A 22,843-nucleotide genomic window follows, 5' to 3' on the forward strand; every position below is an offset into this window, starting at 1 on the left:
TTACTTAGGACTAACTTTATCAATCACCTTGATTTTACCATCATCGCCCACAGTCCAGACATCATAAGTACCAATGACATCACCGTTAGCGTCAACATCTACATCACCGCTTGCGCCTTGATAATTAATCTGTTTTCCTGCTTTAAGTAGCTTCAATCCTTCACAAACATCACTAACTGGTGTACCCTTACCAGCAGAGACTTCCCGAATTTTACCAGCAATAGCAACCCCGGTATTTTCCTTCGCAGCTTGAGCGGCTAATACCAACAAAGCCGCAGCGTCCCAGGTTTGAGGTGCGTATTCTCCAGGAGAACCGCCTTTTTTCTCTTTCCAAAGTTTATTAAAGTTTTCCAAACCTGGACCACTAGAACCAGGAACTGTCCCAATTGCCCCGGATAAAATATACTTACCATCACTAGCTTTGCCTACTTGATCAGGGAAAGTAGGGGATTTTACGCCGTCTGTAAGTAAAATTTGTACGCCTTTAGTGACACCTTGCTGATAAGCAGCTTTGAGGAATAAACTCCCAGTTTCCGCATATAACACCCCTAAAACCGCATCTGGTTTGCCAGCAAAAGCCGCAGTTGCTTCTGTATCAAAAGTTTGAGCTTTGGGATCATAGCGAATAGGTTTATCTTTATTAATTACTGTTCCCCCTAATTTTTCAAAAGTTTCCACAAATGCTTTTTCAAAACCTACACCATAGTCATTGTTAATAACTACTGTGGAAACTCGTTTAAAACCTTTTTTCTTAGCAAGTTGGGCTAAAGCCAATGCTTGGTAGGTATCTGGGGGAGCAGTCCGCGCCCAAAAGCCCTTAAAGTCGCCTTTTTTAGCTTTGTCGGTAAATACAGGACTGGTGCTACCAGGAGAAATCAGCATGACTTTATTGGGTACAGCCACAGAAACCGCCGCAGTGGAAACGCTACTAGCAAAAGAACCGACTACACCACCGACTTTATCTAAAGTCGCTAATTTGGTCATTCCCGCAGCACCGGCTTTAGGGTCTGTTTGGTCGTCTACTTGTACTAAACTGACTTTTTCACCATTCACACCCCCACAAGCGTTAACTGTGTCTACCAGTAAGGGAACTGAACCAACCATTTGTTGTCCAATAGAAGCCAAGTCACCAGTTGTTGGTAATAAACTCCCGATTTTCAGTCCTTTAGTATCACTGGTTGTAGTGGTAGCTGTTGGGGAGGTGGTACTATTTCCGGTAGATGATGAAGGATTAGGATTTTCACAAGCGGCTAACAAGAAACCACTGGCTAGGGTAGCTAGACTCAAGGCTAGGGAAATACGAATTTTTGCCATAGTTAATCACACAGATATTTAGAAAACTTGATGTAGATATATTTACATCAAGCCTTTAAATCGCAGATTATAACATCCTCACACTATTATTGGTTTTAAATTATAAGGAAGAACGCCGAAAACCCTTGAAAATGTGGCTGACTGAGTCAGCCACATTTGGGCTTTAGACAAGGGATGAAGGCTAGTACCGCAGGGCGGAAGTCAAAAGTCAAAAGTCAAAACTAATATACAGTAGGCTTTTTGGCGATTGAATATGGTTGCTTTATTTACGCCGTGATGTACTAGTTGCTTTCCTTTATCCTGCATTGACGTTAATTTGAAAATTTGAAATAATTTTAAATTTTAATCCATATTCGTGATAGAATTAAATTGTCACTAAAGACATAAAAAGCTACCGAAGAACTCTCGGAAGGTTACGCTTGTCAGATATGATTTCGCCCGCCAAGGCAAACGAAATCAGGGCAAGAACCCAAATATTTAAGGAACCCTGCCTGAAACTGGGATAACTGAGGGATATAGACTGAAACTCTCTATAGAATCTCCGCGTCTAAAGACGCGGAGAGTGTCAATCAAACCATAACTTTTTCACCAGATTGAGGAGCAATTACCTGGGTTGTTAAATTGTTTTTTTCCAGTAATGTGCGAAATTCTTCTACAGTTCCCTTAGCTTGCAGGAATTTTACCAGTAGTCCTGCAAACAAAATATCCCCTCCGGCTGCGGTAGGGAGCATAAATCGAGGTTTTACCGATTTTGCTACTTCTAGGGCGCTATTCATGCCTTTGATAATCGGACCGAGTAGGGGTAAACTCAAATCAATGATTGGTGTAATGACTACGTCAATGGGTGCTATTTCTTGGAGTTGGGGGGAATGATAACCATGAGGTTCATAATACAGTGTGGAATTATTTGCTAAATCTTTAAGCAGATAGCCGTTTTCTAATAAGGTTGGTCCAATGGGAGAACCGGGAACAGCTTTGATTTCTATTTGATGATTTAAGGTGAAGGTTTCACCATGATTGAGACTGATGATTTGTTGATAACCCAGTTGTTTGACAACTTTAGCCGCATTGGGGGAAGCGACAACGGGGATATTTTTGTTAAGCTGTTTTAAGGTGGGTGGGTGTGCGTGATCTTCTAATCCTTGAGAAAGCAAAATTAAGTTTATATTATCTGGTATTGACCGATCTTGAGTCCGAGAACCTTTAAATAACCAATCTAAGTTATTAAAGGTTAAATCACCAATTAACCAGGGGTCAATTAGTATCCGCTGTTCACCAATTTCAATCAACCAACTATTACTATCTAACCAAGTAAGGTTCATAATTACAGAAAACGCCATATCCATAATCTAATTATACACAAGACGTAGAGGTTTAGCATTGATAAACCCCTACAATCATTGATATTTCACGATTAATTACGAGATCACGCTTCGCTATCCCATTCGGTTATTCTACAAATGCGAACTGACAAGCCGGCGATTGCGCGATCGCTCGACTTTTAAAGCAATTAATTTATTTGGACAAATATTTTTGATCATTAGACTCTTGATATTCTGTAATTTTGGCATATAAACTATCAACTGTTTCTTCAGAAAATAACCTTTCTTTAAGTTGTAAATAATCTCCTTCACCTAGTTTACACGCAGCCCAAAATTTCATTACTTTTGCTGGTTCTAGGTGAGCAAGTAAAACCTGCATGACTTCTTGTAAATTTTGTTGCTCGTTAATAACTTTAATTGTCATTTTCTATCTCCAAAATAAAATCTGTTGGGTTAATTACTTTCAGTGGTAAATCTTGACATCGGTTGATTAATCTTTTGTCACAAGTTATAAAATAATCACTTTCAGATGTTTCTGCACAAGCTATATGAAGTGCGTCAATAGGCTTGATTCCTTGTTTTTCTAACTGTTTGGATCTAGCTCTAATATTTTCATCTATAAATACTCTTAATGTGGCTATTTGTAAATATCGCTCCATTGATTGTTGATTAATAGTAAAAGGATTACGGCTATTTTCGTATTCTAAAACTGAAGAATTAACTAATTCTAGTAATTGAGCTTGAACCATTTGTAAAATTAGAATTACCGCCTGTGTTTCTAGAAAGACTTTTGGCTGTGTTTGGTCGTCAAATGGACGATTATAAATACTGGTATCTAGATAAACCCTGATCATATCACTGTTTTTACATCTTTCTCTAGTGTACAGGAATAATAGCCTTATTCCCAAAACGGGTTGATTCTCTCTCACTTATAGCGAAAACAAGATCGCATTCTATCCTCCATAATCATAGAAAAGCGATACATCAATCTTAATATTTTCCCACAGACGTAGGGGTTTAGCATTGCTAAACCCTTACATTTATTCATAATAGATGAGCGATCGCTTTACACTATTCCTAAAAGCTAGATATTGTGAATGTTAGCTTCCGTTACCTCAATCCAAGCTACTAATTTAGAGATAAATAAACTTAGCTTTAGTTCCTGCTGACAAATGACGCAATCCAAAGCCTAAATAATTACCCCAATTGGATTCTGAAATTAGGAAAGAACCATCAGCATATACTTGTTCCACAAATCCTACATGACCTCTCGAATCAGTTGTGCCTCCTGTTTCACTATCAAAAATAATAAAGCTATTGATTCTGGGAGTACATTTTACATTACTTAATCCAATTTGATCATCCCAAGAGCCTGCATTAAGAGAAACGGTTTCACCAATTCCTCGATTATTCTGAAATAGTCCTTTTTCTATGGCTCTTCCATAGGCATATTTTCCATTAATCGAAATTACTGCTCTATCATCCTCACTCTTCAATGATACCAATTCTCCAGGACTAATACTTTGCCCCCTTACCAACGCCGAAAAAATATATCCCTCATCCCCATCAGCATCTTTGGCATTAATTTGACTATCTAAATAATGCCCAACCTCCTCTACTAAAACCCCTGTAACAGCCCCAACATTACCCGAATTAGCCGCTACAAATTCCCCAGATAGATAAATAGTATTATTGTCCTTTGCATACGCTCCATTGAAGTTTTGACCAGATACTAATTTTATATGCGGTGTATTAGTAAAATTATTTCGCGCCCAAGCTGTCAATATTTGATTAGCTGACTCCTGGTTATAAAGACCAAAAGCAGTCCCCATAATGTAATCTCTTTGAGAATTACCGCTTAGTCCACTCAGGATATATTCACTTGCATTAATTGCCTGAAAAACTGTATCAATAAACGGAACAGGTAACTGAGAAGAATTAGCAGGATTAACAGGATTTTTTACAGCTAATTCCAGTCCTAAAATCCTTGTAGAGTCCATACATTCTTTGTCACCAGTTGTCTATTGTCCCGCTAACATTTGTAGAAGTTTGTCCGCATTATGTAAATTACCAACCATGCGCCGAATTGGATGAGGCCAAACCTTAACTAAAGTAGGAGTAGCAGAAACTTGATCAATTTCTGCCTGTTCTGGATTGGTGAGAACATCAATAACTTTGAGAGTATAAGGATATCCTAGCGATCGCTCTAATGATTCGTGCAGGTTTTGTAAAATTTTTTCTGTAGTCGCACTATGACCAGCCACAAACAAGCGCAAAACAAAGCCTGGGGGACCTGGGATCTTTTGTAGCACTGGTTGTGTATTAATGACTGGTTGCTGGTACTGTGAGGGAGAATCAGCCAAATCCAAACGCACAATTAAATCATGATCTTGCCAAAGTTGAGGAAATGTAGAGCGATAAGTTGATAATACCAAGCGATCGCACAAACCATCTTGCCAAGGTGCTGATTGCCACACCAAATCCCCCGTCTCAAAAATCGCATTCAACACAGCCTGATGCCGAATCACCGCTGGATAAGCCTCCGCAAAGATTTGTACTTGTTGAGTTCGAGGATTTAACCAGTGATCAATAGTTGCAGTATAACAAGGAACTAAAAAATGTGGCGGCTCTGGTAAGTCGAGGATTTCCTGCAAAGCCGCACATAAATGTAAATGCCATCGTCCTTGCTTACTAGGGTCAATACAATAAATTAAATCCCCTCCAGGCGTAAACAAAGCAATACCCTTAAACAACTGGGGTTTAGATAATTTGTCTAAATTCAACTTAGTCATTGGTCAGTTGTCAGTTGTTAATTAAACACGACCTCGGAGGAATTGCGCCATTTCGTTAGGAGTTGGCGACATTTCTAACGCCGTTTCCTCAGTAATCCGGCCTTCTTGGTAAAGATTGAGCAATGACTGATTCATTGTCACCATGCCATCAAAACCGGCTTGTTTCATTAACTCCGCAATCTCATCATACTTGCCATCCTTCACCCATTCCTTAACAGCCTCAGTATTAATGAGAATATCGTGGAAAGCCGCCCGTTTACCATCTGTAGTGCGGCATAAACCTTGAGCAATTACAGCTACTAAAGATTCTGCAAGCGCTATCCGCATAGCTTCCTGTTCTTCACCTGAATACAAATTGAGAATCCGTTCAACAGTTTTGACCGCACTATTCGTGTGCAGAGTTCCCATCACCAAGTGACCCGTTTGTGCCGCCTTCAGTGCCGTATTCACCGTTTCCTTATCCCGCATTTCCCCCACCAGAATTAAATCTGGATCTTCCCGCAAAGCTGCTTTTAAAGCATTATCAAATTTGCGGGTGTGCATTCCCACTTCCCGCTGTTTAACTAAAGACTTACGACTTTGGTGGACAAATTCTACCGGGTCCTCAATCGTAATAATATGTTTAGCCATCTCCCGATTAATATAATCAACCATTGCTGCCATTGTCGTGGATTTACCTGAACCAGTTGGACCTGTTACTAAAACCAAGCCTTTGTGACTATGACAAATATCTCGAAAAACTGGTGGTAAACGCAATTGCTCCATAGACAGAATTTTGAGAGGAATTAACCGCAGTACCATGGCATAACCGCGCAGGGAATCGAACACATTAATCCGCACACGGGCAAAATCGTACTGAGTCGCACCATCAAATTCTAAATGTTCTTGAAACCTTTGAATTTCAGAATCCGTGAGAATCTCCCGCAACCAACGCATAAAAGTCGGTTTATCAGTTTCGGGGTAACTTGTAGTGAGAATTTCTCCCCGGTTGCGGAAGCGGGGTATTTCACCCACTCCCAAGTGAACATCAGAGTAACCCTCATCAAATGCTTCCTGGATAAGCTGCGCCAAGGTCCGTTGTACAGGTTCATTTGTGGGCGCATTTAAATTAGGAAATATTGGTGGTGGTGTAGTAATTATTGGCGGTGCTGGTGCGTTCATTTCTAAATTTGCCGACTGATGCTGTATTTTTACTTTTGGCAAGGGTGGCGGCATTCTGAATGTTTGTGATTCTGTCATATATCTTCACTTTTGTTAATTGGTCAGTTGTCAGTTGTTAGTTGTTAGTTGTCAGTGGAAAATATTTTCCTTCTGTTCCCTGTCCCCTGCTTCCTGCTTCCTACTCCTCCTGCCTCTGTTATGCAGTCTTCTTAGTGGGTTATTCACCAATATACATATTTTTTAACACATACTGATTATCCTTGGTCTTTCATAGGATTTACGTAATATATTAGTCGCTAATAATACAGAGTAATTAAGGATAAAGAGGCGGGGAAAAGTGAAAGAAATTAAGAATTACCCATCATCTACAATCTGTTTTGATCACTTTTTGATAAATTATGAGAAATAATATCGTTTTTTATAAGAAATGTTAAGCATCTGGGTAATCAGATTGCGGGGATCAATATCTGCTTCTCATCTATCCTTAGTCTATATTTCTCAAGGCATAGACCAAAACTCGTTTCCCTACCTGTGGGTATATGTGAATTCTTATTCATAAGTAGAAAAAATCAACTGTAAACTTTAGTAAAGAAATGCTCATTTTGGAGCTAAGGTTTTATATACTAAATTTCACTGAAACAAAATCAGTTAATTCGCTTTCGAGTGATAAACAACTGAAATTTAAACTTGCTGTGTATTAGGAGGAAAAGTCATGGTTTCTGCTCAAAGCTCTAATCTAGTTCAGACCGACTCCTTGTTAATGATGAAAAGCTTTTTAATCTGGACATTTACATTGGCAGTGTGCTTGTTAGTCGTCGGCTTTCCATTGGTTGTATTGATGGCTACAGTTGGCTGTCTATTGTCCATTGTTTTACAATCTGTGATGCCCGCTAGTGCCGTGTTAATTGTGGCAGGTGGTTTAGTAATGTTTAATGTTATGGCAGTATTAATTGCTGCTGGAGTGCTAACAGCTAAAGGTATTCATCCTAGGCAAATAAAATGGTTAAGTTGGTTGCATGGTAAAGCTGAAAAAGCCCAAACCACTGTTTATGCAGCTTGTCCTTTAACTTGTGAAATTAACCAATAATTCTCATTAGCTAACACCCGACAAAAAGTACATCTGCCCGGTTTATCCGGGTTTTTTAATATTTAAAACAGGGAACAGGGCAGAAGCAGAGGGCAGAAGCAGAGGGCATGGGGAAAATATTTTCCACTGACAACTGACAACTGACAACTGACAACTAACCCATTACCTATTAACTACTTGCCTAACTTAATAGTGTTGCCAATTGCAGTTAAACTGTCTTCAAATAAAGCCTCACGTCCCCAGCGTTGTACTTGTTGACTTAACAACGCTTCGGCTTTTTGTTCAGAAAGAGAAGTTACTTGTTGGAACAACCCAGACGACTGAGCGCCTCCATGAGTTTCCATTCGCATACAACCGCCAGTTTCCGAACAAATCACAGTTCCGCAATTAGCTTGAATATTAGTAGAACTCAAACGCAAACCAATTAAATCACCGATAATTTCCCCCATATCAGCAATGGGAACACCTGCTAACTCAGCTTCTATGTGTTTTTGGTCTTGAGACAGGAACTGAATCGAGGTGATATCATAATCACCGTTTTCCTGTTTATAGGAAACTGGCTGCCATTCTAAGCGATTAGCTAACCAACCCAAATACAATAAGGCTTGAGCAGCATTGCCTTTTTCATAATCAATATTGACACGATCAATTTCTCTAAGAGCAGCGCGACGATTAGGCGCATCATAAGCTTGTGCTGTTAACTCCTGCCATGCTGACAACCGCCGCCAATTCAAATCAGCCAAAGGTATACCAGATTCTACTAACTTCTGCAAGCTGAGTAAATCATCTTCTGGTGTATTAAAGTTGCAGGAGTCAACAATGACATTATTGCAAACAGACGCTAAACGCCTAAACAAAGTATTGCCAGCATCTGGTGTAGCTTTCCACCAGAGAAACTTAGGTAAACCACCAATTAACAAAGCGGGAATCATGCCCCCAATGCGTTCTAAAGCTGCAACAGTACCAGTAAGGGTAATGTACTCACAACAGATAAGAGTGCTGGAAGATTGCTTTTGAATGGGACAATAGGCAGAAACTTGGGCTTTTACCCCTTCATCATCGCCGGCAATGGGACATAAAGCAATAATTCGGCAAGGGTTACGGGTAGCAATTTCGTCAGCAATCGTGGGACTGGTAGGACTAAAAGTATACCCCATGGCTGCACCATGATTATCTCCATTTGGTCCAGTGCGCTGCTTTTGGAAATATTCAGCCCGTAAAGCCGTCAAAGTTTCCGGTGTAGCAGTACCAGTTTCTGGAAGGTGGTGCTTTTTCTGGACTTCCTGCAAAGCTGTTTTTGTTTGTGGTCCGAGAATACCGTCAACTGGACCCTTGTAAAAGCCGGTTGCAGTTAACAAATACTGAGTTTCTTCCGGTTCATAAACTACTAAAGTAAATGTTGTGGCGCGGGTAGCAGCGGGTAAAGTACCATCTTCCCCCTGAAGACCGTAACTTTGCCAAACTTGATTAAGTTCTACCTCAATTTCTGTGAGGGAAACATCCTTGGGCGCTTGCAAAGAAAAAATTGTAGAAACCATACTTAATATTGTGTCAGTTGTTCGTTGTCAGTTGTTCGTTGTCAGTAGGGGCGAAGCATTTGGAAGATAAATTATCGGTCATTGCCAAAAATAGTTCTCCAAATGCTTCGCCCGTACAGTTGTTCGTTGTCAGTTGTTCGTTGTTTTGCTACTGACCAATGACCAAGGAGTAATTAAAGTCTGCGCCAGCGGCGACCGTCTTGGTTAATTAGTAATTCTGCTTCTTCTGGTTCCCAAGTACCGGCTTCATACTGAGGAATATTCGCAGGATTGGCTGGTAAATCCCATACAGACAAGGCAGGTGTAACTACTTGCCAAGCCGCTTCTACTTCGTCCGCCCGTGTAAACAAAGTTTGGTCGCCCATCATACAATCAAGGAAGAGACGATCATAGGCATCGGAAGTAGCAGAAATACCTAGAGAGCCGTAGCTAAAATCCATATCTACAGACCGGGTACGGAAATCACCACCGGGCATTTTCACATCAAACCGGAGGGAAATACCTTCATTGGGTTGTATTCGCATGGCCAAAACGTTGGCGTTTACTTGTTGAGCCGCAGAGGGGAACATTCTTGAAGGAACTTCGCGGAAATGAATCGCAATTTCACTGACTTTTTTCGGCATCCGCTTGCCAGTTCTTAGGTAAAAAGGAACACCTTGCCAACGCCAGTTATCTACCATGAACTTCATGGCCACGTAAGTAGGGGTAGTAGATTCAGGATTAACACCTGGTTCAGTTCGATACCCTGCCACCTGTTGACCTTTCATCCAACCCGCGCTGTATTGTCCACGAATTGCTGATTTTGACAAATTATTAACATCAGCTAAACGAGTCGCTTGTAACACTTTAACCTTTTCCGTGCGGATACTGTCAGCATCCATAGAGTTAGGTGCTTCCATGGCGGTTAAACAGTAAAGCTGCATGAGGTGATTTTGCAGCATATCTCGCAACGCGCCCGCACTTTCATAATAACCCGCCCGGTCTTCTACTCCCACAGTTTCGGCGACAGTAATTTGTACATGATCTACAAATTGCCGATTCCACAAAGGTTCAAAAATGGCATTAGCAAAGCGGAAAACCAGCAAGTTTTGCACCGTTTCTTTCCCTAAATAGTGGTCAAGACGATAAACTTGGTTTTCTTTACAAACCTTTTGTACTACTTGGTTGAGATTTTGAGCAGAAGCTAAATCACGACCAAAGGGTTTTTCAATGACTAACCGCTGTTTTTCGGGGTCTTCTAGCATTCCTGCTAACCCTAGTTGCTTAATAGCTTCAGGGAAGAAATTAGGGGCAACAGAGAGGTAAAACATCCGGTTTCCTCTTGTTCCTCGTTTCTCGTCTAGTTCAGCTAATAGGGTTTTCAGTTTTTGGTATCCTGCGGGGTCATCTATATTCCCAGGACAGTAAAATAAACCTTGGGAAAAGTCTTGCCAAAGTTCACCTAATTCCACATTAGCGTGAGCTTCAGCCATGCCTTTTTGCATTTGCTCGCGGAAGTATTCGTGACTCCATTCCCGACGCGCTACACCCACAATGGTGGTTTCTGCGGGAATACGTCTTTCTCTCCGCAATTTGTACAGCGCTGGTACTAACTTACGCCAGGTTAGATCTCCAGAAGCACCAAAGATGACGATAATTTGTGGTTCGGGCATCCCTTGCTGCTGTAGACCGACGCGCAATGGATTTTCTAGCAGACTGACCATAGGATTTTAGATTTTAGATTTTAGATTTTGCCAGAGGTGAAGGGCAAGAAGAAAAAGATCTCTACTTCCTGATCTTTTCTTAAATTCCGCAATCTCCTCTATAGGTGAGAATAGCTTGACTTGACCTTTGAAAGAGTTCATGAATCACACGGAAAGGACACAGACAGGTTATTGCAAGTACATAGAATACAGAATCAGAATTTAGAATCCAGAATTTAGAATCCAGAATCCAGGGAATAAATTCCCTGTCTTATAGCTAAAGTCGGTTTTAACCGACTGTTTTTCTGTTATTTGTTCTATGTGGAACATGAGGTTTGATTTTTTAATTAATTAGAGTTTTATCTAATTACCTGTTTTGATAAAAGACATGACCTTGGCTACATTTTCTTTACTACCAATAATTAATGGTGTCCGCTGGTGCAGTTTTGTGGGAATTACATCTAAAATATCCATTGTTCCTGTAGTCGCTATACCTCCAGCTTGTTCAATTAAAAATGCTAGGGGAGCAGTTTCATACAGCAAACGTAATTTACCTTCTGGTTTTTGTAATGTGCCGGGATAGAGAAATACTCCACCCTGTAATAAAATTCTGTGAATATCGCTCACCATTGCCCCACTGTAACGGGAACTATAACCTTCTGTGCGATGAACATAACGGATATATTCTCTAAAAGATTCATCCCATTGCCAGAAGTTACCATCATTAACGCTATAGGTGGCGGCATGATCTGGCATTTTGATATTTTCTTGACAGAGAATAAACTCACCCAAACTAGGATCAAGAATGAATGAATGTACACCTGTACCTATGCTGTAAACTAGCATAGTGCTTGGTCCATAGAGAATATATCCGGCTGCTAATTGCTTGCGTCCATTTGTAAGTAGATCCTTGGCTTCACCATCAGCATCTTCTCCTTCTTGCTGACGAATGGCAAAGATAGAACCTAAACTGAGATTATTATCTGTGTTAGATGAGCCGTCAATGGGGTCATAAAGAAGCGTATAACGACCAATGGGGCAGTTTTCGGGGATGTAGTAGGGTTTTTCCATTTCTTCGGAAGCGAGACGACAGACTAAGCCGCTTTGCTTGAACACGGAAATAAATACTTCATTGGCGTAAACATCCATCTTTTTGACGGATTCTCCCTGGACGTTGACTTCTCCAGTAAATCCCAGCACCCCTTCCATTAAACCAGCGCGACTCAACCGACGGGCAACTAATTTACCCGCTAAAGCGATACGATTCATCAGCGCACTTAAATCCTGGGCATTTGGTCCAAAGCTCTGTAATTGCTGGAGGACGTGACGGGATAATGTTGTACAATCACGATCTAAAGCTTTATCTGTGGACAAATCTAAAGATTCTGATATTTGTGTCATGTTGTTCGCTGCTATGGGGTCATGTTCCTGCTTCTATCTTAGAAAGGGAATTTGATAACTTAAATGTGATTTTATATAAACTAAAGAATTGAATTTTTAATTTGAAGATTCTCGACTTCTTCAAGAAGTCGAGAATCTGTGTTTTTCAGTATTTTTCTCTAGATAATAAATCTTCAAAGTAGTTGACACTAAGCACGTAAAATGATACTGTGTACCGAGTTGTGTAAATATTTTTTTGATAGTCATGGTCAAGATCAATATCTCTACCCCCCCCCCATAATCGCTAAAACCCTTGCTGTAAGCGGATTTGCGGCTTCTGTGTTACTAGCTGCTACCCCTGCTCATGCTATTAGTTTCAATTTTCAGTTTCAGGATATAGACGGAGGTACTAACGGGTTAGTTAAGGGAACATTAAGCGGTTTAGTGGAAGGTAATAACCCTGGTCCAGGGATTACAGCAACGGTTATATCTAGTCCTGGTGGTAAAGGAGTGGGTTCTGGTTATAATTTTTCTCAAACTTTTAACGTTAATGCTTTTAAAGTTACCAGTGGTAATATAACTTTTGCTGATGCTTCGTTTATCAATTCTGCTGACACCTTCTTATCTTTGGGAACATCTGGGAATAACAGTTATTATAACGACTTAACTGATCTGAGTACTTTCTCTTATGCCGATTCCAACAACACTACAATACAATTCTCTGCTGCAACATCTGTTCCCTTTGAGTCTAGTCCTATTGCGCTACCAGCATCATTAGCTGTTTGTTTTGGCGCTGCTAAACTCCGCAGAAACCATCTTGCTAAAAAACGTATGGTATCGGTTGAAGCCTAGTTTGATTTCATAGACAAAACACAATAACAATCGAAGCTCTAAGAGGATGTTTGAAAAGTTTTTAATGTATCAATAAACCCCTCTCCAAACCTCTCCCCGACGCGGGGAGAGGCTTTGAAACCCCCATTCCCTTGTAGGGAAGGGGGGTTAGGTTTCGGAGATTGTTGGTTTCATCTAATACTTTTCAAACAACCTCTAAGAGGATGTTTGAAAAGTTTTAGGTTGTGATTTTAGGCACTTACAGATCCCCCCTAACCCCCCTTGTTAAGGGGGGAACTAGAGTCAAAGTCCCGCTTTTTAAGGGGGATTTAGGGGGATCTAAAAATATTTGATACACCATGAGGGACTTTTCAAACACCCTCTAAACTGGTGCAAATGAGTGTTTCTGATTTGTTCCCTATTCCCTTCTTTTGTAATCAACAACAAGATCCCCGACTTCTTAAAGAAGTCGGGGATCTAAAAATTTTTGTATATTTTGCACAAATGCTACAGTGTTTTCTAGATGAATATTATGTCCGACTTGAGGAATTATTTGTAATTTAGCCAAGTTGCATTTTTCAGTCATAGCGATATTAATATCAATAAATTTTTCGTCTTTCTCACCAACTAATAATAATAGAGGAATAGTATTTTTAGTTAGCAATTCCCATAAACTAGCTTGAGAACCTGTTCCCATAAACTGTAATGACTTGACTAGGTTTAAAGGATGATTTGTTAATCTACTGGATATCATAGATTGGTATTGAGGATGATTTTTGATATCACCAAAAATTGGCTGTTGATACCAATTATTGAGAAAGTCATAAAAATCATCTTGATTGATGATTCTAGATAGTTTTCTGGCTATTTGAGTATCACCTTTAATTCTGGCTAATCTTGCGGTTTCTGTTGCTAAACCTGGAGAAGCAGATTCTAAAATGACTTTAATAAACCTATGGGGAAAATGCAAAGTCAAATATAAAGCCAATCTTCCTCCCATTGAGTAACCAATTAAATAACATTGGTCAATTTTTAATTCATCTAATAATTGAATAATAGCTGCGGCTGTAGATGTCATGGGATAGCATTCATCGTCTAAAACCTGAGTTTTGCCATGCCCAGGTAAATCAATGGTCAGATAGGAAAAATCAGCAAATAGTAATTTAATTACTTCATCAAATTCATGAATATTACCCATAAAACCATGTAAAAGCAGAATTATTGGTTTGTTTGGTTGATGATTTAAATAATAGTGAAATTGATATTTATGGATAATCAAGGTAAAAATCTATCTAAAGCAGCTTTTAATTGTTCAATCTCTAATTCTATATTCCCCTTTTGGGCGGCTCTACCAATACACTCAGTTAAATGTTCATCTAGGACAATTCTGGCTACTTTATCTAATGCCCCACGCACAGCAGCAATTTGTAATAATACATCAGGACAAGGGGTATTTTGCTGTACCATTGTTTTAATTCCGCGAACGTGACCTTCTATGCGCGATAGTCGGTTAACAATCCGCCGTAATGACTCTTCACTGTGGACATGAGGATGAACAGAATCAGCCTGATTGTGTGTATGATCTGGATGGTTGTGATCTGATGTAGGTAAAGATTCGTTAGTTACTGGGTTTGCTCCATTCATGGGTATTCTCTGCATATTTTTTAGCCATTTTGGCTTTAATTAATATTTTAGCCCAGAGAGCGCAGGGGAAGATGAAAAAATATCCTGCACTTTGAGCCAAGATTCCGTGAAATCAAAGAAACTTTAAATGAGCGAAAATGTCAATAAACCAGAATTCTGATCTGAATCTGTAAAAATAGGTGTAGATAGATTTATCAAGAAACAGCAAAAATTAGACTTGTAGATTAGGTTGTGATTATGCGATTGTCCCAAATGTCCCGGTCTATCCGAAAACTCAGTACCCATATTTTAGCGATTTTTATAGGAGTGATGTTGACTTTCACCTCCTTGCGGGTATTACCTTCAGCCGCAGAACCGGGTCCGAATCCTGTCACTGAGTCATTGATGAAAATTGCTCAAAAGCCTTCTCCCGCTACGGCTGTGATTGGTAGTCATAGTTTTGTGACAGCAGCGGTCAATCGGGTAGGTTCAGCAGTGGTGAGAATTGATACAGAAAGAACGATTACGCGCCGAAATGATCCGATGATGGAAGATCCGTTTTTTCGGCGGTTTTTTGGTGATAGCTTTCCCCAACAATCACCGACTGAACAGTTACGGGGTTTAGGTTCTGGTTTTATTATTGACAAAAGTGGCGTAATTCTCACCAATGCTCACGTAGTTGATAAGGCTGATAAAGTCACAGTCCGTCTGAAAGATGGTCGCACCTTTAAAGGTAAAGTTCAAGGCATTGATGAAGTTACAGATTTGGCTGTAGTTAAGATTAATGCTGGTAAGGATTTACCTGTTGCAGATTTAGGTAATTCTGATCATGTTCAGGTAGGAGATTGGGCGATCGCTGTGGGTAATCCGCTAGGATTTGATAATACCGTCACCTTGGGGATTGTCAGCACCCTCAAACGTTCCAGCGCTCAAGTAGGAATCAGTGATAAACGGTTAGACTTCATTCAAACTGACGCAGCTATTAACCCCGGTAACTCCGGTGGACCATTATTAAATGGTTTGGGAGAAGTGATTGGCATTAATACCGCAATTCGCGCCGATGCGATGGGGATTGGCTTTGCAATTCCTATTGATAAAGCTAAAGTAATCGCTGCTCAATTGCAACGTGATGGCAAAGTTGCTCATCCCTACTTAGGTGTGCAAATGGTGACACTAACACCGGAATTAGCAAAACAAAATAACAATGATCCTAATTCCATGTTTGCAATTCCTGAAGTCGCGGGTGTTTTAGTCATGCGGGTTGTTCCTAATTCTCCGGCTGCAACTGCGGGTATCCGTCGCGGAGATGTGATTTTGCAAATTAACAATAACCCTATTACTAGTGCTGAACAGTTGCAAGGCGTAGTAGAAGACAGTACCCTTGGTCAAGCGTTGCAAGTGAAGGTGCAAAGAGGTAATCAGACACAGATGCTTTCGGTTCGTACCGCTGAGTTGAAAGATATTTCTTAGTTAGTTTTGAATTTTGAAAATGGGGGTATGCGTAGGTATACCCCTGACTATATCTATTTCTGCTTTAATCGTCTAAGTGTAAAAGTTTGCGGTAAGAAGATTTAGGAAAATCGCTGATGCTATTTCGCTTATAGTTTTCCATTAGTTCAATTAAAAAACTAATAAATTCAAAACTTGGCATCATTACTTCATAAGTTAGTTCAGAGTCAGTCTCAAACTGAATCCGGCAAATGGTTAAATCTGAGGGTAAAGTGGCATCATTCCAAGTCGCAACAAAAGAAATATTCTTACCACCCTCAATTTTACGCTGTCCCTCCAACTGACGTGTTTTATAAAGACTGATGGCATAGGGTAATAAATTTCGCTTACTACCCTGAATATAAGGTAAATAGACGGTAGCTTGTTGTTGATTTGCAGGTTGGAGTTGATCAAAAGACGTATTACCAGACATTTTTGTAGATTCCTTCAATTATTCGCCATTTTTTGGGAGTTTGGGTTAAGCCAAGCCAAACCCAACCTCCGAATTCAGACTTTTTTTACTTTAGCTAAGGTATTGTCAAACTAAAGTGGCTGTGGCTTTGAGGGCAAAAATTTTCTCAATTATATCTTCAACTACCTGATCCGGTGTCGAAGCCCCAGAAGTAACCCCAACTTTAATTTTCCCTACTGGAAGCCAGTTTTCTGTAATTGCCAATTCTCCTGTTAATTGCCGATGTTCAATGTTATTAATTGATTGAATCCGTTCCACACAATCAATGTGATAGGAAGGAATATCCCGATCAAAAGCAATTTGTTGTAATTGGGTAGTATTTGATGAATTAAACCCCCCAATAACTATCATTAAATCTACCTTTTCTTCCACTAATTCCAGCATAGCATCTTGACGTTCTTGAGTAGCATCACAGATAGTGTTGAAATTTTGGAAATGCTGATTTAACTCTGCTGGTCCATATTTCTGCATCATGGTTCGCTCTAGCATTTTCCCGATTTTTTCGGTTTCATCTTTGAGCATGGTTGTTTGGTTAGCAATACCTACCCGTTCTAAATCTTGATCAGGATCAAATCCCGCAGAACAAGCTTTAGCAAACTTAGCTAAAAATTCCTGACGATTGCCACCATAGAGAATATAGTTAATGACATATTCTGCTTCTTGTAAATTTAAAACAATCAAATATTTCCCAGCAAAAGAACTGGTCGCAACGGTTTCTTCGTGCTTGTATTTTCCGTGAATAATTGAAGTGTAATCACCTTTTTTGTGCTTTTCGACAGTGTTCCAAACTTTAGAAACCCAAGGACAGGTAGTATCAACAATTTGACAACCTTTATCATTGAGAATTTGCATTTCTTGAACACTGGCACCAAAAGCTGGTAAAATCACCACATCACCGCTACCAACAACAGAAAAGTCTTTTACTTGATCAATAACGGGAATAAATTCTACCTGCATTTCCTGCATTCGTTTATTCACAGATGGATTGTGAATAATTTCGTTAGTAATCCAAATCTGTTCGGTCGGGAAATGCTGACGGGTTTCATAGGCCATGGCTACAGCCCTTTCTACACCCCAACAAAAGCCAAATGCTTGGGCTAGTTGGATTGTGACATTACCACGGCTGAGAGTGTAGTTAGAATTGCGGATTTCCTGAATTAAGTTACTTTGAAACTCAGACTGTAACTGAGTGGCTACTTCCGCCTGATGACCAAAGCCCTTACGATTATAATTGGCTGAATGTTGGAGGCTGCGTTTAAAAGCTTTTGTATCCATTTGAGATTGACCACTAATAATTACTATTTTTGATTTTCTCGCGCTTGGAGCCGATTTAGATAGAAATTTTGGATTTATATCCTATTTGTTGACTGTACCTTTTGTGGTTGAGGAAGTTGGGGTGTTAGTTGTTGGTTAGTATACATTTGCAAAGCAGTCCGCCAAACTAGATAACCAGGGGGACTCAGATGTAAACCGTCGGTGGTAAAATTTGAACGAAGATTACCTTGTTGATCGGTGAATAGGGGATGTAAATTGAGATATCTCGCGCCTTTTTTAATAGCGATGTTATTCAGTTCCTGATTTAATTTGCGAATTCGAGAATTGGGAATAGCTAGGAGTTTTTCTTTTCCTTCCCAAGTTGTCCCCCCCGCACCATGTGGCAAAATTGACTGAATGACAATTTCTGCTTGGGGGTGTTTTCTGCGTAGATAGCTGATAATTTGGCGATAATTAGTGAGAATTTCCTGATCCTCTAGCCCGCGAATTAGATCATTAATACCTACCATCACCAAAATCATATCTGGTTGGGTGCGGTCAAAGAAATCTAATCTTTGTAACAGTCCATTGCTAACTTCGCCGGAAATTCCTTGATTTAGCCAATTTCTATCTTCCGGTAATAATTCTGGTGGAAACCATAAACTCAGAGAATCTCCCGCTAGTATGGTTAACCGTTGGGGATTTTTGTCAGCGGTTATTTTAGCTTCTTGCTTGAGCATATCCAACCATTGGGGATAACTGAGTTGATGACGGGGGCCTAACTCTGGTGGTACATATTGATTTTTCCAGTTAAGGTTAACTGGTTCTGGGGGATTTGGGATAGCTGTCGTTGCTACCATAGGGGTTATTTTTTGCTGTCGCCAAATCAATAAAATGACCGCTAACATTAGGATAAGGTTAGTTAACAGTGACAAGAATCCCCAAGCAGGAAAGGTTTTTACACGGTTAAACACGACTGATAAAAATGACCAATATTAAACTTCATTGTAAATCTGGTAAGAGAGATACACAAATAAAAAATCTGCCAAAATTTCTGGTGGAGTTTTCTAATTGGTAATTGAGATCAAGATTATAGGATTAACGGCTCAGAATCTAGTTTCTTTGGGAAAATGCGGTTTATTTCTGAATGTAGAGACGTTATAGGTAACGTCTCTACATTATCTATATCTATTTGTTAGAAATTCGATCTGCAAACTCGGAGTTATAACCTTCTTCTCCGTGTTCGTTGATATCCAAACCTTGATCTTCAGTTTGATCCGGAACTCGTAAACCAATTGTAGCCGCAATAATTTTGAGAATGATCCAAGTCCCGACAGCCGCAATGATATAGGCTAGGGCGATCGCTCCTAATTCTACAAATAATTCACCGAAGTTACCACGCAATACCCCATCTTTACCGCCGCTATTAACTTCGGTTGTCGCCAAAATAGCTGTTAAAATTGCGCCAATCGTCCCACCAACACCATGAACGAAATAGGTATCTAAGGCATCATCAATCCGCAATTTGTGCTTGAAACTGACAGCATAGAAGCAGAAGAAGGCGGTAATAAAACCGATGAGAATTGCTCCTAGAGGTGTGACAAATCCGGCGGCTGGGGTGATCCCAACTAAACCAGCTACCGCACCTGTGGCCGCGCCTACTGCGGTGGGTTTTCCCCGTAATGTGGCTTCTAAAATTAACCACATTAATCCCCCAGCGGCGGCTGATGTATTGGTAGCAACAAAGGCAACTGTAGCTACTGTTCCTGCGGATAAGGCACTACCAGCGTTAAAGCCGAACCAACCAAACCAAAGCAAGCCAGCACCTAACAAAATAAAAGGGACGTTATGGGGAGGGCTAAGACGATCTGGATAGTTTTTTCTGGGGCCGAGAACAATTGCTGCTACCAATGCTGACACACCGGAACTAATATGTACTACTGTCCCACCAGCAAAGTCTAGAGCGCCGATGCCGCCATATAAACTTAAAAATCCTCCTTTTGCCCAAACCATGTGTGCCAGGGGTGTGTAGATGAAAGTTGACCAGAGCAGGACAAATAGGCAATAGGCGCGGAAACTCATCCGTTCGGCGATCGCTCCCGAAATTAAGGCTGGGGTAATAATTGCAAACATGGCTTGATAGATCATGAATGCTTGATGGGGAATTGTCCCCGCATAAGAAACAACTTCCCCAGGGTCTGAACCTTGCAGATAGCCTGTTGTTTCTAAGCCGACACCGTTTAACCCAAACCACTGCAAACCACCGATAAAGGGCAACCCAGGGGCAAATGAAAGGCTATAACCCCAGAGAATCCAGGTGACTCCGACAATGCCCATCAACACAAAACTCATCATCAATGTGTTGAGGATATTGCGCGATCGCACAAACCCACCATAAAAGAAGGCTAATCCCGGTGTCATTAGCAATACTAAGGCTGATGAAATCAGCATAAATGCTGTATCGCCTGAATTAGGAGGGGGTGCAGCAGCGGCTTCTGCAAGGGCATTTCCTGTTAATAACCCTACCAACAGAAATAGGGTTAAACACCCAATAATGACTACTTTTTTGAACATTTATTTTCGCTCCTCTGTGTCTACAATATTAGTCTTAATTAAATATAATTCGTATTATTTGCTACTTTTTTCTGTCTTTAAAGTTACTTAATGTTTAATTTTTCAGTAATTTTCGCAAAAATCTGATCTTTTATCTAACTTAAAATTTGCACTGATGTTCATTTTATTATGCAATATTTACATATTCTCCTGATCTAGAAAGAGGAAGTAATTATGGTTGCCTGAAAAAGTTTTTCACTGATAGCGCAACGTGGTATCAGCCAGAGAGTAGGAGTTAGAACAAAGAAGAGATAATTGACACTCCCCGGCTTAAAGACATATCTAAAGTCATCCAACAAATATGAACAACAAGATCCCCGACTTCTTAAAGAAGTCGGGGATCTGAATCTGGCAATAGCCATTGCAGTTTGAATCTGCCAAGCAATAACTCTTTTAATAGCTATTAAATTGATTTCATCTAATGTTCCTTCTTCTTCTAAAAACGCATCAAGAGAAGAACCAATATAAGGATTTTCTGTCATATTTACGCCTCCAATGTGTGTTTACGTTCTAAGGCTAAATCCAATTGTTGTTTCTAATAAACTTTCTAATTCTTCAGCAGCAATGAGGGCGACGTTTTCACCATCAGGTTGGGTAATAATCATTACTTCTCTATCTGCAACTACTTGAGCGCAGATTTCAGCTAGGTTATTACGAGCATCTGTTAAGTTTGTTTGGTTGGACATTGTGGGATTTTTTCTCATGCTGTAGCTGATATTTTTCAATATTATCAGTTAGCTTTCTAACCCGTCTGGGAATTAATTCCCAGTCTAATAGCCGAAGTCCGTTAAAACGGACTCAATGATTAATTATTTTAGTCGTCTTGAGACGACTTTTGTTATTAGACTCAGATTCATTCTGAGGCGGTGATTGGGGTTTTAAGCTGTCTGTCTAATATTATATTCAACACTTCCCCAAGTTTCAGGTAGGGGGTTAACCCAGGAAATAGGAACAGAAACGACATCTAGCGTTTCACCATCTTCAAAGACTTCTAAAATATATCCTGGTTCTGGCTGGGTTGTAGTAGGATTTAGATGATCTAAGACAACGCCCTTATTACCAGCTTTTATAGGGCTGTTTGGAACATCTTGCTTTAGTTCTACCCATTGGAATAAGGTGGCTGTTGTCATTGTTTAATTCTCCTTTGATCTATCAGGTTTTAAAGTTATAAATCTTAATACTTCTGTTCCTTCATCCTGTTGCCAGATAGTGATAACCCTGAGTAAGCGGCCATTTTGTCCATGCCATTGGCTCTTAACAGCAAACTGAGTTCCATAATCAGTAGGGGTCACTTCTGCAATTTCAGAACCTGCCACGGATCTTATTATATCGTTCTTGAGAACTTCCCAGTTATCCTGGTTATATCCTGCTAAAGCTAGATATCTGGATCTATAGTCACCTAACCCCTAAACCTACGCTCCTACAGACTCCTTCGCAGCATACAAAACCTCAGCCGAGATATCTTTAAACCCACGCTCACGGGCAAACTTTTCAGTATTTCGCTTCACCTTCCCGCGCACAAAACCAGGAATTTTATTCAATTCTGCTTGTCCATCTTTTGTCCAATTCAAACCAGATTCCGCAGAAATTCCTTTGGTAATTACTTCCTTTGTATCGTGTCCACCAAAGATTTCTAATAAGTGATCTTCCATTCCCAAAGTGAAGGAATTGTAGATTAAATCAGTGATTTGATTTGTACCTTCATAACCCATAAATGGTTTGTAACCAATGGGGAAATTCTGAACGTGAATAGGTGCTGCAATCTTAACAAAGCTTTACGCAGAAATTTCACTACTTTCAATAATTATGGTTTTCAACATAGACATGGTATAATTACAATTATTATTGATAGCAAACAATACTGTGTTAACCCCCATCCTGGTTTAACTGCGGGAAGCTACCAATATAATCGGACTTATGGTAAACTCAGACTCTTAACTTCGCTGCAATGCCATCCTCCGCGAAAAAGAGGCTAGTAATTATCTAAGTCATAAGTCAATCTGTTGCCTCTGTGTATTAAAATATTGATGCAGTATTTTCTCTGGAAAAGTTGTACCCAAAAACTTCGTTTCTACATTTGTAAGATTTAGGATTAAACTGTCAGTAACCCAGCCCTAAAGGGACTGGGCTTGCAAGAGTAATCAAGCAAGCCGTGCTGACCAGACCACCCTGAGCATAGTCGAAGGGTAGCCGTTATTTGAGTCACGACACCCCGGAATGCGTAGCTAGTTCCCTGCTCTGTCATTTGCAATTAAACAGTTTTAAGGTCACTGAAACAGTGTTGCA

Annotated in this window: 22 protein-coding genes and 2 pseudogenes; 3 read left to right on the top strand and 21 right to left on the bottom strand. The window is 40.1% G+C overall.

Annotated elements, in window-relative coordinates:
- The 7 genes from HGD76_RS09750 to HGD76_RS09780 all read right to left on the bottom strand — a co-directional run bounded on the left by HGD76_RS09750 (window position 1) and on the right by HGD76_RS09780 (window position 6,667).
- Entirely contained in the window at window positions 1-1,314 is a 1,314-nt protein-coding gene (locus tag HGD76_RS09750; protein WP_148762045.1) for an ABC transporter substrate-binding protein, read from the bottom strand.
- A 569-nt stretch (window positions 1,315-1,883) separates the two neighbouring features.
- Complete coding sequence (locus HGD76_RS09755) at window positions 1,884-2,636, bottom strand: MBL fold metallo-hydrolase (protein ID WP_148766862.1); 753 nt, start codon at window positions 2,634-2,636, stop codon at window positions 1,884-1,886.
- A gap of 193 nt (window positions 2,637-2,829) precedes the next feature.
- Window positions 2,830-3,060 carry a hypothetical protein gene (locus tag HGD76_RS09760; protein ID WP_168695650.1) on the bottom strand — a complete coding sequence of 77 codons (231 nt, stop codon included), beginning with the start codon at window positions 3,058-3,060 and terminating at the stop codon, window positions 2,830-2,832.
- Entirely contained in the window at window positions 3,050-3,490 is a 441-nt protein-coding gene (locus HGD76_RS09765) for a PIN domain-containing protein (RefSeq protein ID WP_168695651.1), read from the bottom strand. Before HGD76_RS09765 ends, HGD76_RS09760 begins: the two co-directional genes overlap by 11 nt.
- A 279-nt stretch (window positions 3,491-3,769) precedes the next feature.
- Window positions 3,770-4,636 (bottom strand): CHAP domain-containing protein, encoded by an 867-nt coding sequence (locus tag HGD76_RS09770; protein ID WP_168695652.1) that lies wholly within the window; start codon window positions 4,634-4,636, stop codon window positions 3,770-3,772.
- A gap of 21 nt (window positions 4,637-4,657) precedes the next feature.
- On the bottom strand, window positions 4,658-5,428 hold the full coding sequence (locus tag HGD76_RS09775) for a circadian clock KaiB family protein (protein ID WP_168632172.1): 771 nt from the start codon (window positions 5,426-5,428) through the stop codon (window positions 4,658-4,660).
- A gap of 21 nt (window positions 5,429-5,449) precedes the next feature.
- A complete protein-coding gene (locus tag HGD76_RS09780) occupies window positions 5,450-6,667 on the bottom strand; it encodes a type IV pilus twitching motility protein PilT (RefSeq protein ID WP_168695653.1) in 1,218 nt (405 codons plus the stop codon).
- A 634-nt stretch (window positions 6,668-7,301) separates the two neighbouring features.
- Between HGD76_RS09780 and HGD76_RS09785 the strand changes: the two genes are divergently transcribed.
- Window positions 7,302-7,676 carry a hypothetical protein gene (locus HGD76_RS09785; RefSeq protein WP_168695654.1) on the top strand — a complete coding sequence of 125 codons (375 nt, stop codon included), beginning with the start codon at window positions 7,302-7,304 and terminating at the stop codon, window positions 7,674-7,676.
- 173 nt (window positions 7,677-7,849) lie between these two features.
- On the opposite strand, the gene opcA is transcribed toward HGD76_RS09785, so the two are convergent.
- From opcA to fbp, 3 genes are all read right to left on the bottom strand, one after another.
- Window positions 7,850-9,214: a glucose-6-phosphate dehydrogenase assembly protein OpcA gene (opcA, locus tag HGD76_RS09790; RefSeq protein WP_168652847.1), complete on the bottom strand. Its 1,365-nt coding sequence runs from the start codon at window positions 9,212-9,214 to the stop codon at window positions 7,850-7,852.
- Between the two features lie 173 nt (window positions 9,215-9,387).
- Entirely contained in the window at window positions 9,388-10,917 is a 1,530-nt protein-coding gene (zwf, locus tag HGD76_RS09795) for a glucose-6-phosphate dehydrogenase (RefSeq protein WP_168695655.1), read from the bottom strand.
- 342 nt (window positions 10,918-11,259) lie between these two features.
- Window positions 11,260-12,297 (bottom strand): class 1 fructose-bisphosphatase, encoded by a 1,038-nt coding sequence (fbp, locus tag HGD76_RS09800; protein WP_168695656.1) that lies wholly within the window; start codon window positions 12,295-12,297, stop codon window positions 11,260-11,262.
- Window positions 12,298-12,498: 201 nt separating this feature from the next.
- On the opposite strand from fbp, the gene HGD76_RS09805 reads away from it, so the two are divergent.
- Window positions 12,499-13,128, top strand: a complete 630-nt coding sequence (locus HGD76_RS09805; protein ID WP_168695657.1) for a hypothetical protein — start codon at window positions 12,499-12,501, stop codon at window positions 13,126-13,128.
- A 439-nt stretch (window positions 13,129-13,567) separates the two neighbouring features.
- Here HGD76_RS09805 and menH read toward each other — a convergent pair whose 3' ends face one another.
- Both menH and HGD76_RS09815 read right to left on the bottom strand, forming a co-directional pair.
- Window positions 13,568-14,386, bottom strand: coding sequence for a 2-succinyl-6-hydroxy-2,4-cyclohexadiene-1-carboxylate synthase (gene menH, locus HGD76_RS09810; protein ID WP_168695658.1), 819 nt, complete (start codon window positions 14,384-14,386; stop codon window positions 13,568-13,570).
- On the bottom strand, window positions 14,383-14,751 hold the full coding sequence (locus HGD76_RS09815) for a metal-sensing transcriptional repressor (RefSeq protein ID WP_015079443.1): 369 nt from the start codon (window positions 14,749-14,751) through the stop codon (window positions 14,383-14,385). The genes menH and HGD76_RS09815 overlap by 4 nt, the downstream gene beginning before the upstream one ends.
- A 237-nt stretch (window positions 14,752-14,988) precedes the next feature.
- Here HGD76_RS09815 and HGD76_RS09820 point away from each other — a divergent pair, with 237 nt between their 5' ends.
- Window positions 14,989-16,200: an HhoA/HhoB/HtrA family serine endopeptidase gene (locus tag HGD76_RS09820; RefSeq protein WP_168695659.1), complete on the top strand. Its 1,212-nt coding sequence runs from the start codon at window positions 14,989-14,991 to the stop codon at window positions 16,198-16,200.
- Window positions 16,201-16,264: 64 nt separating this feature from the next.
- Here the strand turns inward: HGD76_RS09820 and ebsA are convergent, their stop codons facing one another.
- From ebsA to HGD76_RS09865, 9 genes and pseudogenes are all read right to left on the bottom strand, one after another.
- Entirely contained in the window at window positions 16,265-16,651 is a 387-nt protein-coding gene (gene ebsA / locus HGD76_RS09825) for a type IV pilus biogenesis protein EbsA (RefSeq protein ID WP_168695660.1), read from the bottom strand.
- A 105-nt stretch (window positions 16,652-16,756) separates the two neighbouring features.
- Window positions 16,757-17,965, bottom strand: coding sequence for a 4-hydroxy-3-methylbut-2-enyl diphosphate reductase (locus HGD76_RS09830; protein ID WP_168695661.1), 1,209 nt, complete (start codon window positions 17,963-17,965; stop codon window positions 16,757-16,759).
- A gap of 74 nt (window positions 17,966-18,039) precedes the next feature.
- Complete coding sequence (locus tag HGD76_RS09835; RefSeq protein ID WP_168632474.1) at window positions 18,040-18,852, bottom strand: SGNH/GDSL hydrolase family protein; 813 nt, start codon at window positions 18,850-18,852, stop codon at window positions 18,040-18,042.
- Window positions 18,853-19,132: 280 nt separating this feature from the next.
- Window positions 19,133-20,518, bottom strand: coding sequence for an ammonium transporter (locus HGD76_RS09840; protein ID WP_168695662.1), 1,386 nt, complete (start codon window positions 20,516-20,518; stop codon window positions 19,133-19,135).
- A gap of 194 nt (window positions 20,519-20,712) precedes the next feature.
- Window positions 20,713-21,039 (bottom strand): hypothetical protein, encoded by a 327-nt coding sequence (locus HGD76_RS25320; RefSeq protein ID WP_233467160.1) that lies wholly within the window; start codon window positions 21,037-21,039, stop codon window positions 20,713-20,715.
- Between the two features lie 21 nt (window positions 21,040-21,060).
- Entirely contained in the window at window positions 21,061-21,243 is a 183-nt protein-coding gene (locus HGD76_RS09850; RefSeq protein WP_168632476.1) for a type II toxin-antitoxin system Phd/YefM family antitoxin, read from the bottom strand.
- A gap of 192 nt (window positions 21,244-21,435) precedes the next feature.
- Window positions 21,436-21,687 (bottom strand): DUF4926 domain-containing protein, encoded by a 252-nt coding sequence (locus tag HGD76_RS09855; protein WP_168632477.1) that lies wholly within the window; start codon window positions 21,685-21,687, stop codon window positions 21,436-21,438.
- Window positions 21,688-21,690: 3 nt separating this feature from the next.
- Window positions 21,691-21,942: pseudogene (locus HGD76_RS09860) on the bottom strand (DUF6883 domain-containing protein); the annotation flags it as partial.
- A 27-nt stretch (window positions 21,943-21,969) separates the two neighbouring features.
- Window positions 21,970-22,320, bottom strand: a pseudogene (locus HGD76_RS09865) (ferredoxin:protochlorophyllide reductase (ATP-dependent) subunit B); the annotation flags it as partial.
- Window positions 22,321-22,843 lie beyond the last annotated feature (523 nt).

Source organism: Dolichospermum flos-aquae CCAP 1403/13F (assembly GCF_012516395.1).
Classification (GTDB): Bacteria; Cyanobacteriota; Cyanobacteriia; order Cyanobacteriales; family Nostocaceae; genus Dolichospermum; species Dolichospermum lemmermannii.

Excerpts from the sequence above, each read along its gene's own strand:
- HGD76_RS09855 (WP_168632477.1), bottom strand. The coding sequence starts at position 21,687 with ATGACAACAGCCACCTTATTCCAATGGGTAGAACTAAAGCAAGATGTT.
- HGD76_RS09755 (WP_148766862.1), bottom strand. The coding sequence starts at position 2,636 with ATGAACCTTACTTGGTTAGATAGTAATAGTTGGTTGATTGAAATTGGT.
- HGD76_RS09850 (WP_168632476.1), bottom strand. The coding sequence starts at position 21,243 with ATGTCCAACCAAACAAACTTAACAGATGCTCGTAATAACCTAGCTGAA.
- HGD76_RS09840 (WP_168695662.1), bottom strand. The coding sequence starts at position 20,518 with ATGTTCAAAAAAGTAGTCATTATTGGGTGTTTAACCCTATTTCTGTTG.
- fbp (WP_168695656.1), bottom strand. The coding sequence starts at position 12,297 with ATGACACAAATATCAGAATCTTTAGATTTGTCCACAGATAAAGCTTTA.
- HGD76_RS09805 (WP_168695657.1), top strand. The coding sequence starts at position 12,499 with ATGATACTGTGTACCGAGTTGTGTAAATATTTTTTTGATAGTCATGGT.
- HGD76_RS09815 (WP_015079443.1), bottom strand. The coding sequence starts at position 14,751 with ATGAATGGAGCAAACCCAGTAACTAACGAATCTTTACCTACATCAGAT.
- HGD76_RS09765 (WP_168695651.1), bottom strand. The coding sequence starts at position 3,490 with ATGATCAGGGTTTATCTAGATACCAGTATTTATAATCGTCCATTTGAC.
- HGD76_RS09785 (WP_168695654.1), top strand. The coding sequence starts at position 7,302 with ATGGTTTCTGCTCAAAGCTCTAATCTAGTTCAGACCGACTCCTTGTTA.
- HGD76_RS09750 (WP_148762045.1), bottom strand. The coding sequence starts at position 1,314 with ATGGCAAAAATTCGTATTTCCCTAGCCTTGAGTCTAGCTACCCTAGCC.
- HGD76_RS09775 (WP_168632172.1), bottom strand. The coding sequence starts at position 5,428 with ATGACTAAGTTGAATTTAGACAAATTATCTAAACCCCAGTTGTTTAAG.
- HGD76_RS09780 (WP_168695653.1), bottom strand. The coding sequence starts at position 6,667 with ATGACAGAATCACAAACATTCAGAATGCCGCCACCCTTGCCAAAAGTA.
- HGD76_RS09835 (WP_168632474.1), bottom strand. The coding sequence starts at position 18,852 with ATGTTAGCGGTCATTTTATTGATTTGGCGACAGCAAAAAATAACCCCT.
- HGD76_RS25320 (WP_233467160.1), bottom strand. The coding sequence starts at position 21,039 with ATGACAGAAAATCCTTATATTGGTTCTTCTCTTGATGCGTTTTTAGAA.
- ebsA (WP_168695660.1), bottom strand. The coding sequence starts at position 16,651 with ATGTCTGGTAATACGTCTTTTGATCAACTCCAACCTGCAAATCAACAA.
- HGD76_RS09770 (WP_168695652.1), bottom strand. The coding sequence starts at position 4,636 with ATGGACTCTACAAGGATTTTAGGACTGGAATTAGCTGTAAAAAATCCT.
- HGD76_RS09830 (WP_168695661.1), bottom strand. The coding sequence starts at position 17,965 with ATGGATACAAAAGCTTTTAAACGCAGCCTCCAACATTCAGCCAATTAT.
- HGD76_RS09760 (WP_168695650.1), bottom strand. The coding sequence starts at position 3,060 with ATGACAATTAAAGTTATTAACGAGCAACAAAATTTACAAGAAGTCATG.
- HGD76_RS09820 (WP_168695659.1), top strand. The coding sequence starts at position 14,989 with ATGCGATTGTCCCAAATGTCCCGGTCTATCCGAAAACTCAGTACCCAT.
- opcA (WP_168652847.1), bottom strand. The coding sequence starts at position 9,214 with ATGGTTTCTACAATTTTTTCTTTGCAAGCGCCCAAGGATGTTTCCCTC.
- zwf (WP_168695655.1), bottom strand. The coding sequence starts at position 10,917 with ATGGTCAGTCTGCTAGAAAATCCATTGCGCGTCGGTCTACAGCAGCAA.